8 protein-coding genes are annotated in these 12,586 nt (G+C 61.5%); all 8 read left to right on the forward strand.

Annotated elements, in window-relative coordinates; genetic code table 11:
• Positions 1 to 100 precede the first annotated feature (100 nt).
• Complete coding sequence (locus JQ603_RS15940; protein ID WP_349630746.1) at positions 101 to 1,921, forward strand: AAA family ATPase; 1,821 nt, start codon at positions 101 to 103, stop codon at positions 1,919 to 1,921.
• A gap of 1,106 nt (positions 1,922 to 3,027) precedes the next feature.
• Positions 3,028 to 3,747, forward strand: coding sequence for a hypothetical protein (locus JQ603_RS15945; protein ID WP_212340837.1), 720 nt, complete (start codon positions 3,028 to 3,030; stop codon positions 3,745 to 3,747).
• A 3-nt stretch (positions 3,748 to 3,750) separates the two neighbouring features.
• Positions 3,751 to 6,021 (forward strand): DDE-type integrase/transposase/recombinase, encoded by a 2,271-nt coding sequence (locus tag JQ603_RS15950; RefSeq protein ID WP_212340838.1) that lies wholly within the window; start codon positions 3,751 to 3,753, stop codon positions 6,019 to 6,021.
• A 3-nt stretch (positions 6,022 to 6,024) separates the two neighbouring features.
• Positions 6,025 to 7,119, forward strand: coding sequence for a TniB family NTP-binding protein (locus JQ603_RS15955; protein WP_212340839.1), 1,095 nt, complete (start codon positions 6,025 to 6,027; stop codon positions 7,117 to 7,119).
• On the forward strand, positions 7,116 to 8,963 hold the full coding sequence (locus JQ603_RS15960) for a TniQ family protein (RefSeq protein ID WP_212340840.1): 1,848 nt from the start codon (positions 7,116 to 7,118) through the stop codon (positions 8,961 to 8,963). Before JQ603_RS15955 ends, JQ603_RS15960 begins: the two co-directional genes overlap by 4 nt.
• 278 nt (positions 8,964 to 9,241) lie before the next feature.
• Complete coding sequence (locus tag JQ603_RS15965) at positions 9,242 to 9,643, forward strand: PAS domain-containing protein (RefSeq protein WP_212340841.1); 402 nt, start codon at positions 9,242 to 9,244, stop codon at positions 9,641 to 9,643.
• 215 nt (positions 9,644 to 9,858) lie between these two features.
• Entirely contained in the window at positions 9,859 to 10,911 is a 1,053-nt protein-coding gene (locus JQ603_RS15970) for a hypothetical protein (protein WP_212340843.1), read from the forward strand.
• Between the two features lie 166 nt (positions 10,912 to 11,077).
• Complete coding sequence (locus JQ603_RS15975; protein ID WP_212340845.1) at positions 11,078 to 12,523, forward strand: MATE family efflux transporter; 1,446 nt, start codon at positions 11,078 to 11,080, stop codon at positions 12,521 to 12,523.
• The last annotated feature ends 63 nt before the right edge of the window (positions 12,524 to 12,586 follow it).

Genomic DNA, 12,586 nt, shown 5'->3' on the forward strand with positions numbered 1-12,586 from the left:
CTTCCAGAACTGGGTCGTCGAGGACACCGAGGGCAATAGGCCACTCTCGTCCAGCACGCTTGCCGCAAAGAGGGAATTTCCTGGTGCGCGGAGGTCAATCGTGGCGGCCGCGTTTGACCAGGCGACAAATGGAGCCGTTCGGCGGCAGCTCAAGGGTAGATTCGCGCTTGCCGTGATCGTGCTGGTGCCAGGGCCGAGCTGGATTCGGCCTGTCCGGGACCTGTTTGTCGCCCGTTTTGGCGCCCAATGGCTGACGATAACTGCGGACTCGATCAAGACGCCACAACAGAAATCCGACCAGAGCAGAGAGGTAGCTTCCAATCTCGCGCACGGGCAACCAGTGGTCGGCTTCGCCGTGGAGCGCGACGGGCTCCCACCTTCGCTGACGGCAGCCGCCGACCTGACTATTCGCGTTCAGCCGCCGGTAGGGGCAACCGTTCGGCGAGCAATCCGGATGTTCACCGGATGCTCGGCGCCTGCCGACATCGACGAGAACATCGCAGTTGGGCTCGAGTTCGATGACCTTGTCGCAGCCTTCCGAACCGACTCGTCGCCGGCTGAGATCATCGTTCGCCTTCGCAAAGCGTCCGCAGTCGTGAGTGGATCTTCTTCGACAGAACGGCTGCCGAGGCTTGAAGACGCGGTTGAATACGGCGCAGCGCGGACATGGGGGTTGGCGCTGGCGCGGGATTTTGCCGATTACCGTGAGGGATGTATCAATTGGCAGGACATAGATCGCGGTGCCGTATTGCATTCAGAGCCTGGCCTCGGAAAGTCATTGTTTGCGCGAATCCTCGCGAAGGCTTGCGGAGTGCCTCTCGTCGTTTTTTCGGTTGCCGACTTGTTCGCGAGCTCTCCTGGATATCTGGATTCTGTGATCAAGGCCTCTCGTGCAATGTTCCAACGGGCCTCAGCCGTAGCTCCGTGCATCCTCTTTCTTGACGAGATCGACGCGCTGCCTAATCGAGCCACCATGTCACCACGCGGCGCGGACTGGTGGACACCTGTGGTGACAGACTTCCTGCTCAGCTTGGACAATGCAGTCGCCGGAAAGCGTGCTGGCATTGTTGTATGCGCAGCGACGAACAACATAAAGGGCGTCGATGCGGCCTTGCTGCGGCCCGGCAGGCTCGAGCGCGCGATAGAAATCACACGCCCAAACCATGCTGGAGCTGTCAACATCCTTCGTTATCACCTGAACGGCGACCTGCAGAACGCGGATCTGACCGACACCGGTCATCTCCTCGACGGCTGCACCGGCGCCGAGATCATGATGGCAGTGCGCGGAGCGCGCAGGATCGCCCGCCATGCAAAACGCGACCTTGTACTTGATGATCTTGTTCAAGCTATCACGCCGGACGAGGAGATCGCGCCCGCCGCGCTTAATCGAATTTGCACCCACGAGGCCGGGCATGCGGTGGCATCGATCGTTGTCTCTTCGGGAGATCTCAAGCGCTGCGTCATCGGACGTACCGTCGCCGATTCGGCTGGTAGGACGCTGATTGCGAACGAGGGCGGCGGAGACCTAATGACCCGTGACACAGTGGAACGGCGCGCCGTCGTATTACTCGCCGGACGCACAGCGGAGCGCATTCTTATAGGGCACGCCAGCGTGGGGGCTGGCGGTGACGATGATTCCGACCTCGCTCAGGCTACCCAGCTCATTGCGGCGCTGCACGCCTCCGCGGGGCTGGGCGACACACTGACTTACATGGTGTCGCTCCGCGATGCACTCACCGCCGTACGTACCGACCGTGAACTGCGGTCCAAGGTCGAAGAGCACCTTCGGATCCTGCAGACCCGCGCCGAGAACCTCGTTCGACAGCACCGCGATGAGATAATTGCAGTTGTCGATCAACTCCGCGCTCGACGGCAACTATCAGGCGAAGAAATCCGGCGGATCATTGACGCGACGCGATGACGTCGGGCGTACGCGCCGCCGGGCCCGAACTGTTTGAGCTCCTTCGGCGAAACCTGCGGAGCAGATCATGAAGGATTTATCGCCCCTCATTGACGCTCCCGAGCAATAGCAGGGGTGGTGTCGAGGGCTAGGTGCGGGTGGAAAAGCAATTCAGCCATGCTCAACCACACGATGCGAGGAGTACCCGAAAAATGCGTAAGAGTCGCAAGTGGAGAGCAAGCATGAGCTCAGAGAGCGCAGGCGCTATTAGAATCGAACAACCCTGCACATTTTTGATCCGCATAGATGGTCTTTCAACGGGCCGACGTCAGAGATGCCTCGTTACATTTGTCGATGCGGAAACATCAACAGTTGTCGCAACTCGATCGTTCGATTCTAGCTTCGTTGCGCAAGCATCCTTGCGCGAGTTGATGAACATAATGAAAGTCGCATATCACTGTAGATCTCATCGTGTTGAGCAAGCCACGCGTGCGTTGCACTTCACAACGCGGAGCGTTGCTCGCCTCCTATCGGGAGGCGCCACACGCGAGCATCGCAAGAAGCGCAATCGAATGCTTCGCTCGAAGATCCAAGGACTCGATTAACAAAGTCCGAGAAGACAAGCGCTCAAGGATTCGAATGCCGATCGACTTGAAGTCGTCAAGTCAAAACGCCGACTTATCCACATTCCGATTTTGTGGTTGTCGTCGACCGATCTAAGAATTGGTCACGCGAGTGATTCGCCGAAAGGATTCGGGGAAGGATTCTTCCAACTCGCGGTGAAGCAATTAGAGCACGGAGGACACGATGCATTAAACGAAAAACGCGCGACCGGATGACCGACCGCGCGCTCTTCATCACCCAATTAGCGGAAATGGATTAGCCGCCAACCGCTTACTGGGCCACCCTTCAGTCGACTGACATCGACTGAAGTCGATGAAGCATGCTCGCGCGATTCTGCGCGATGAGTCAAGCGCCCCACGGTCAGCCCCATCCGTTGCAGTCGCCGGCAGTTGCGCCGCGCGCGGCGCACTGTCGATCCATCTGAAAACACTAGGCTTTTTCTGATCCGGCGCCGTCTTCAGAGGCGGCGCAATGAGATCGCATGTCCACTTGGGGAATCGACAATGATGATGACGCGAGAACAATACCTAATGCGTGATCCGAACGTGCCGTTGCCATGGGTCACGCCGCGACTGTGGACCCCGCCGCGGCCGTTCCGGGGAGCGCGCGCCATCGGCTTCCGTTCAAAGGGCTCAGCCCGCGCCGCGTTGCAGATCAACGGTTATGCGGAGGGCGCAGAGTCGGAGCTGGAACTCGCGTCCGGCCTTTGGATGCTGACGCATACGGAAATTCTGGATGTGGTCAGTCAGCGTCCTCAAGTGCGTTATCGCGGTCTCGACGGCAAACAGCATGTGTTCACTTTCGATTTCACCTCGCTGCATGCCGATGGGACGCGCACGGCCCATTCCGTCAAGCCAAAGGAGCTAGTCGAGAAGTCGCGGATCGAGCAGATCCATCTACTGCTTCAACGGCAGATGTCGCCAACAATCGCGAACCGCATCAATCTGATTACCGAGGAGAAGCTCGCTCCCGAGGATCGGTTCAACGCGGCCGTCATTTACGCCGCGCGCCGCTTCCCTGTCCCAGCTCACGATGCGGTCATTGCGAACCTGGTCGCCGATCTGCACGGGACAACGACCATCCGGGCGCTGTGCCGAGCGAGCCGCCTTCGTGGAGCGGCCTTTCGCGCAGTAGTGCGTCTGATTGCGGCACGCAAGCTACGCCTCGCGAACCGCGCACGCATTACAGCGGACGCGGTGGTGCGGCGCGGCGAGGAGGGCTGATCGATGGCGAAGCTCCGCATCCAGCCTCCTGCGCCGCAGCCGCTTCCGACCCAAGGCCCTCGGAAGCGTTTCGGCAGGTTCGACCGGATCGTCATCGACGAGGTCGAGTACATGTTCCGCGACGCGGTGGGCGATACGATCACCCTTGCGCACGCGAACAATGCAGACGCAATCCAGGTGGTCACGCAGGCTCAACTGCACGTCCTGCGGCATAGCCGTGGATACCGGCACGATCGCGATTACTACAACCCGGAAGTCGCTCGTGCTCGCATCAACGCGGGCGTGCAGTTTCTCTCCGACCTTCCGGAAGAGGAGCAGGCAGACATCTTGTGGATGCAGCGGTGGTGCCTGATCGCCATCCGTATGCGCGGCCTGGGATACAAGCATGGTGGAATTTCCTTCAGCGACGATGGACTGAAGAAGACCATTCCAGAGATCGCCAAGGAGATCAACGCCGAGGCGAAGGCCGAAGTGGATGGTGGCAAGAAGCCCCGGACAGGCCGCGTGGTCGAAGTGCGTCAATCGCCTTGCCCGAGCACCTTGCTTGGCTGGATCAATGATCTAATCGAAGGAAACATGAACCCGCTGGCGCTGCGGAAGGAGTACCGCAAGTGCGGCAACCGCACACCGAGACTCACTCCTGAGGAGTATGCGTATCTGTGGCAGTACGCCCGCATGGCGGCGACTCCCGAAAAGCCGGACGGGACTGTGCTCTGGCGCAACATGAGTGCAGCCATCTCCGAGGAAAACATCCAACGCCGCAGCGAGGGGCGTCCGGAGCTGAAGGTTCCTTCTTACGATCGCCTATTGGAGGAGATCGACCAAATTCCCTTCTTCGACATGAAGGCCGGCCAACTCGGCCCCGAAAAGGCGAAGAACCTGTGCCGTGCGGTTAATCACGGCCTGGTCGATGTGATCCGTCCGCTGCAACGGGTCGAGTTCGATGAATGGACTGTCCATCTGCACATCCTGCTCATTCTTACTGGGGTCTGGGTGACTCTGACGGACAAGCAGAAGAAGCTCGTAGAGCGCGTGCGCCTTGTCCTTTGCCTTGCAATCGACGTCGCTACGAAGTGTGTGGTCGGGATGAGCCTAGCGAGGGCGGCCTGCCCGGAAAACGCTCTGCGCTGCCTCGAAATGGCTGTCTCGGACAAACAGGAATACGCCGATGCGGCAGGCGCGGTGACACCTTGGGACATGTGCGGCACCATGGAGTCCGCGGTCGCAGATGCCGGAACGAGCTTCGCCAACCTCAAGTTTCGGACGAGGACCGTGGATCTCGGGGTCCAGTTCAAGACGACAGTGGCAGGCGTGCCGTTCCTGCGTGGGACAGTGGAGCGCGTCTTCCGCTCCACCGATGACAAGTTCATCGCGCTGTTCTCGGGGCGTACGTTCTCGGACTCGGTGGAAAAGGGCGACTACGACAGTGAGGGCCGTGCTTGCCTGACCGTCGACGAGTTCGCAGAGGCGCTTGTGCGCTATAAAATCGACCACTACCACAATCATCCACATGACGGCCTCGGCGGCGAGGCACCGAGACCATGTTGGCGGCGGTTGACGGAAGAGTACGGCGTTGACCCGCCGCCGGACGATCACCTGCGCCGCATCGTGTTTGGACTCGAGTTGAGCGTGGTTCTCGGCGCGCACGGTCTGCGAGTGCTGGGCATCGACTACCAGAGCGGGGAGTTGAACGACCTCTTCTGCCGGAGGGGACCCGTTCGCGTGGACGTTCGAGTGGACCTGGGTAATCTCGGAGGCATCTCTGCGAAAATCGGCGACGACTGGCTGCTCGTCGAGGGAGCTCCCGAGCTCTACCGCGTCACGGCGAAAGACTGGATCGCCGTGTGGGACGAATTCCAGGCGCGCAATGCAGCCGTGAATGCCATCACCGCCGGAATTCTCAACGAGACCATGGCTCACCTGGTGAAGATCGGCAGGATCGCACGCGAACGCATGAATATCGCGACGGAGCCCATGAGTCAGGGCGAACTCCAATACCACCACCGTCGGATGAGTATCGGCGTCAAGTTCGTGAAGGAAGCGGCCGACGAGAAGGCGACGGGTCCCCGCGACCTGTTCGATGGAGCCCTCGTGGTCGGCGCTGCGCCGTCGGATTCCGCAGCGGAAGATTCAGAGCCGCTGTGCGAGGAAGTTGTGCCGCAGCAGCCCGCGAGGACAGGGAAACAGGCCGAACGGCCGGACAAGCAGGCGCCTCCAACGAACAAGGCCGAAAGGAAAAAAGAGCGTCGCGCCCACTGGAAGTTTGAGGAATAGTCGATGACGAAAACCAAGCTGAAAGTTGTCGAAACGCTAGAGGAGGTCGACCGGACAGCGTCGCTGCGGACGTTCCTTAAGCAGGAGGACGAGCGCGTTTCTAAGATTATGTTCAAGCTGGAGAGCTGCTATGTCGGATCGCGTCGAGATGACGACATCGCCGTACAGCTCAAGCGCCTGATCAAGAATTCGCTGAAGCGGCGTTTCCCCCCGCGTCCGGAGGGCGATGGCAATCGCAAGGCGGGGGTCGGCTTCGCTGTTGTCGGCAAGAGCGGCTCCGGTAAGACGACAGCGCTGGAGACCATTCTGGCGACGCATCCGGCCTTTCCGGGCTATGCAGTCCCCAAATCCGGCTGCGTATTCATCAGCGTCCTTGTGCCGTCTCCTTGCACGCTCGCTCAGTTGGGAAATGCCGTTCTGGAGGAGCTCGGCTACGACACCGAGGCCCCCCTACGCGAGAACGAGGCCTGGAAACGTGTCCGCGCGCTGCTGAAGAAGAAGCGGATCATGTTTCTGCATTTCGACGACATTCATAACGTCCTGCACCAGGCGAGCGCGCGCGAGATCAAGAAGGTTCAGGACACCCTTCGCAACCTGATGATCTCGCGTATTTGGCCGGTCCAATTGGTTCTAAGTGGCATCGAAGATTCGCTGGGCGTTTTCAAGAAGGATCGGCAGCTCAGGCGCCGCCTCAAGTACGTCGTTTTCGATGATCTCGTGCCGGCCGACGACGCCGACTGGATCCGCAAGGCGGTCAAGGATTTCGTCACCGCGGCTGGCCTGAAATACGTCGAGCGTCCGGGCGCGATGTTGATCGAGCGGCTATTTCATGCCGCGGCCTACCAGTTTGGGCTTCTCTTCGAGATCCTTTTGGAGGCGATCGAGACGGCGGTCTCGGCCAAGCGGATGAAATTTGGCATCGAGGACTTGGAAAAGTCCTATGCGGATCGAACGGCGCAACCCGACGACTTGAACGTTTTCTCGTCGCCGGCTTGGCAAACAATTGACCCCAGCGTGATCTTCGAGAACGAAGACGACGAAGGGGAAGAGCAAGCGACGAAATCGCGTAAGAAGTCCGAAGTGAGGAGGTTCGAATGAAGCTTGACCTCGCACCCGATCTTAAGCCTGGAGAGTTGCCGACGAGCTACCTCTCGCGGTTGGCCGTCGCGCATGGCATCTCCGCGGCGGAGTTCTGCAGCGACTGGCGCATCGCGATGCCGGCGGTGGTCAACGGCAAGCCGGAGGTGTTGGCAAAACTAGCCGATCTCGGTGGGCTCGACCCCAACGATCTGGCGAAATTTGCGTTCGTGAAGAAGCCGGCCCACGACCTCGTATTCGATTATCGAGGTGAGTGTTTGGGGAGCGAATTGTTTCACCGGCGTAGAATCGACGTATGTCCGATCTGCCTTGAGGAGGATCTGGCGCGATACGACGTGGGGGATCCGGAGACCGCTAGGTATCTTCGCGCCGATTGGTGTTTGGAGACGACCCGGGCCTGTCCGACGCATGAACGCGCTATGGCAACCATCGTTGATGATCTCAGCTGGGGCGCTCGCCACGACTTCGTGGCCTTGATCTTGCCGCGCCAAGCCGCGCTCGCGAAAACCTGCGTGCGGGCCGTCTCGATGAGGCCGTCTTTGCTGCAAAACTATGTAGCAGCCCGCCTGGAGGGTAGGCGGGAAAACTCGTTCTTGGATGCGTTTCCCCTTTATGCGGCCGTGAAGACCTGTGAGGTCATCGGCGCAACGGCGATGTTCGGCCGCGACGTGCATCTAGTTAAGCTCGATTTCGAGCGTCGAGCCGATGCTCGCGAGCGAGGTTTTGAGATCGCGTCCGAGGGAAGCGACGGTATTAAGGCATTTCTGACGGAACTTCAGAGAAGCATTGCTAGATCACGGAAGGGGCTCGGGAGCCACGGACGCGTGGCGTTCGAGACCATCCATCGGTTCCTGGGACCGAGGAGAAGAACGTCCGAAGCAAACATCGCATTTGCCCCGTTTCGTTTGGTGGTCAGCGAGTTCATCAAAGAGAACTATCCACTGGCGCCGGGAGAGCTCGTGTTTGATGAGCGCATTCGCGTTCGGACCCTGCACTCGGTGCGGAGCCTTTCGACCGAGACGGGCATGAATCCGCGGCGGCTCCTGAAGCTGCTGCGCGAGGCCGGGGTGGTGAGGGAAGACCAGATCGACCTGTCCGACCGCAACGTGGTTTTCGACGCCGAACGAGCCCGATTGGCGCTGCAGGGTGCGCAAGAAGCGATGTCGGTGAAGGAGGCCGCAGAGCGGTTGGGCCTGACAAAGGGAACGACGCTGAACCTCGTTCGAGAGGGTTTTCTGCGGTCGTTCCTTCCGGCAACGGACGTCAAGCCGCGAATTCCGGGAAGGTCCGTGGCCGACTTTATGGAGCGGTTGCTCGACGGAGCCCAGTTCGTTCGACGTTCTGGCGGCAGGCGAATGCAACTCCGTCTGGCCGCCAGGGAACTGTTTGTCAGCGAGGTCAAGATCGTCCGGTGGATCCTCGAAAAGCGATTGCGGTGGGTCGGACGGCTTAGCGGTGCAGCGGACTGCCGGGGGGTATTGGTGGACGCCGATGAGGTGAAGAGCTTGAAGGTGAGGCCGCCGCTTCCCGGACTCGGTATGCGCGAATTGGCGCTCGCGCTGGGAACATCGGACTGGATCGCCAGCGCCCTGGTACGTCACGGGCATTTCGGCGAAAGAGGGAAGGCCGATCGGTGCATGGCTAAGAGGCCGACGGCCGAGGATGTGCAGCGTTTCAAGGAAAACTACGTGTCGGCTTGGCAGTTATCGTTGCAACTGGGGCGGCATGTTTCGATTGTGAAGCAGGAAATGGCGGATCGCGGCGTGAGGCCGGCTTTCGATCCAAAGCAAGTGGACGCCGTATTCTATCGAAAGAGCGACGTACTGCCACCGAGCAGCGCATAGTATTGCGAGGCCAGCGAAGCGCCTTAGGCGGGCTCTGTGCGCCCCATCAAGGATTTGCGGGCCTACTATGGTCCGAATTGCGGGCGAACGGATCTTTCAAGGATGCAAAAATCGTAGTGAAATCAACAGGCGAATTTTGTGTGCGCTGGCAAACTATGCCCGGATTTACAGTAGTAGCCCGGATGGAGCGCAAGCGTAATCCGGGACTCTCTCGCTTGTGGGATCGATCCCGGATTACGCTTCGCTCCATCCGGGCTACATTCGGGCGAGGTGGTGACATGACCGATCAATCCCAACTCGACGCAAACATCCTCAACGACGTCGCGGACGCGCTGATCTGTTCGGATCGCTCCGGCACGATCACGCGCTGGAATCGCGCCTCGACAGCGCTGTTCGGCTTCACCGCCGATGAAGCGCTCGGCCAGAATCTCGATCTGATCATTCCCGAGCATCTCCGCGCCGCGCACTGGAAGGGCTTCGAGGCCGCGCTCGCGAGCGGCACGATGAAGCTTGCGGGTAAGCCGACGCTGACCCGCGCGCTGCACAAGAGCGGCCGCAAGCTCTACATCGAGATGACGTTCGCGCTGGTGCGCGACACTGATGGCGCAATACAGGGATCGGTGGCGATGGCCCGCGACGTCACCGAACGCGTCGAGCGCGAGCGTGCTGCTAGAGCATGATCCGGAAAAGTGTGCAGCGGTTTTCCGAAAAGATCATGCTCAAAATAACCTAAAGCGCGATGATGATTCGTCCCAATCTCATCGCGCTTTAGGCCTGCGCAAAATTCGTGATGCGGAATTGCCGGGGCCCCGTGCAGGGGCCCTTGCACGCAGGTCAGGTTGCCTGTCACCGGACGCAGTGACACACTCGATCGCAACAACGATCGGGAGCGAACATGACCACGCCAGCGGACACCGCGCAGGAAGCCCAATGGAAGCGCTGGCGCGCGGTCGCTGATCTCTATCACGCCTATTTCACCGGCCTCATCCTCACCGTCGTCACGCGCCGCGGCACGGCGGATGCGGCCGAATTCGTCTTTCGCGTGTTCCGCCGCCAGCAGCAGGAGCGCTTCCTGCCAGGGCTCAAGAAGCTCGGCATCGACCATCTGCCGCCGGCGGTGGCTGCCGCGCAATATCACTATCTCTCCAACTGGATCGGCGGCGTGCATGTCGAGTACATGTACGAGAGCGACCGCAAAGCCTGGATCCGCTATCCGCCGCCGCGCTGGATCTGGAAGGGCACCGCGATCTGCGGCGTGCCGGGCGAGGTCTCACGCGCGATGCTGCGCGGCTGGCACGCCAACAACGGCGTCGCGCTCGGCGATCTCCGCCTCGGCTTCGTCTGCACCAAGCAGAGCGTCGACGGCCAGGACGGGCTCGAAGGTTACTATCACCAGTACGGCCACCCGCTTGAGCTCGATCAGCGCCTCGTGTTCGCGCGGCATCTGGAGGCGCCGATGTTCGACGCTGCGACCGCGCCGGCATTGCCGGTCGCGAGCTGGCCGAAGCCGCGGCTGGAAAAAGCCTATCGCAACTACGCGATGGAATATGTCCGCACCGCCGCGCCCGTGATGGTGCAGCTGTTCGGCCAGGAGGATGCCGGCTATCTGCTGCGCCTCACCGGCAAGCTGATCGGGATGCAATATTTCGACGAGGTTGCAGCGGCGCTGTCGATGACCCGCGGCGGCGCATGCGAGTTCGCATCGTTCCTCAACGCGCTGTTCGCCGCGCAGGATGACGCAGCCGAGATGGCGCAGTCCGAAGGCGGGTTCGAGCTCCGCCAGCAGAGCTGGAAGCTGATGGACGACGTCGCCGACTATCACCGCGCCTGTGCCAAGGTGCTGGAGGGATTGTTCGAAGGGCTCGCCTCAGGTTGCGGCCGACACATCGGCGTGCAGATGCGTCCGAGCGCGGGCGGCCGCCCGCCGCTGGTCTGGACGATCGGCTAATTCCACCCATTGGAATGCGCTGCCGCAGGGCACGCCTGCATCAGGCGCAGGAGGAATCGGCAATCGCCGTGCTAACAAGCCCCTGCCGCGCCTTTCGCGCGAACGAAGCCATTGGCACACCAAATGATTGCCGCGCCGCAAATGGCGCCTGCGTCCGGGAGAGGACATGTCCGACATCGCCGAGATCCCGGTCGATGAGCAAGAGCGCCCGCCGCCGCCGCCGCCGCGTCCCGTGCGGAGCGCGCTGACCGACGGGCCGATCCTGCGCACGCTGCTCGGACTCGCCTGGCCGAACGTGATCGCGCTGTCGGCCGGCACCTGTACCGTGATCGCGGAGACCTCCTATATCGGCCGGCTCGGCGTCGAGGCGCTGGCCGCGATGGCGCTGGTGTTTCCGACAGTGATCCTGACCATGACGATGTCGGGCGGCGCTATGGGCGGCGCGGTTGCTTCAGCCATCGCACGCGCGCTCGGCGCCGGCGATCGCGAGCGCGCCGGCACGCTCGCCGCGCATGCGCTGCTGATCGGCATCAGCTTCGGTCTCGTCTTCATGCTGGGCATGTTGATCTATGGCCCCACGGTGCTCGAAATGCTCGGCGGCCGCGGCGATGTGCTGACGCATGCGATCGCCTACACGCAGGTGTTCTTCGGCGGCGCCGTGCTGCCCTGGCTGCTCAACACCATGGCGGGCATCCTGCGCGGCACCGGCAACATGAAGCTGCCGTCGTTCCTGATCCTCAACTCCGCGGCCTGGCAGATCGTGCTCGGCGGCACGCTCGGCCTCGGGCTCGGTCCGGTGCCGCAGCTCGGCATGCGCGGCGTCGCGGCCGGCGCACTGATCGCCTATTGCATGAACATCTCGATCATGGGCTGGTACCTGTTCTCGGGCCGCGCCCGCGTCGTTCCGAAGCTGCGCGGCCTGCGCATCCAATGGGCGATGTTCTTCGACATCCTCAAGGTCGGCGCCATCGCCTGCTTCTCGCCGCTGCAATCGGTGCTGACGATCTCGATCTTCACCCACATGCTGGCGAAGTTCGGCACTGCGATCCTAGCCGGATACGGCATCGGCGCGCGGCTGGAATTTCTGCTGACCTCGATCGCGTTCTCGTTCGGCATCGCCTCGGTGCCGATGGTCGGCATGGCCATCGGCGCCGGCCGCATCGCGCGTGCCCGGCGCATCGCCTGGATCGCAGGCGCGAGCGCGTTCGTCGCCGTCGGTGCGCCGGCATGCCTCGTCGCGCTGTTCCCCGATCTCTGGGTCAACATCTTCACGGATAGTGCGACCGTGCGCGCCACCAGCCATCAATATCTGTCCACGGTGGCGCCGTTCTACGCCTTCATCGGACTGGCCTCGACGATGTATTTCTCCTCGCAAGGTGCGGCGAAGGTGATCGGCCCGGTGCTGGCGCAGACCGCGCGGCTGATCTACATCTCGGCGGTCGGCTGGTGGTTGCTGACGCACGAGGCCACCGCGCAGAGCTTCTTCTGGCTGGCCGCGAGTTCGATGGTCGTGCTCGGCCTGCTGTCCTGCTCCAGCGTCGTGCTGACGCGCTGGGGACCGCGCGAGGGCAAGCCCGCGATCAGGCCGGCTCTGTCCGGCGCGGCGGATTAGGACGCGCGCCGGATTTTTGTTTCTGAATGTTTCCATCGGTTGCTTGGCAATGCGCGGTAACCG

Origin of the sequence: Bradyrhizobium liaoningense (assembly GCF_018130825.1) — a bacterium.
Taxonomy (GTDB): domain Bacteria; phylum Pseudomonadota; class Alphaproteobacteria; order Rhizobiales; family Xanthobacteraceae; genus Bradyrhizobium; species Bradyrhizobium liaoningense_B.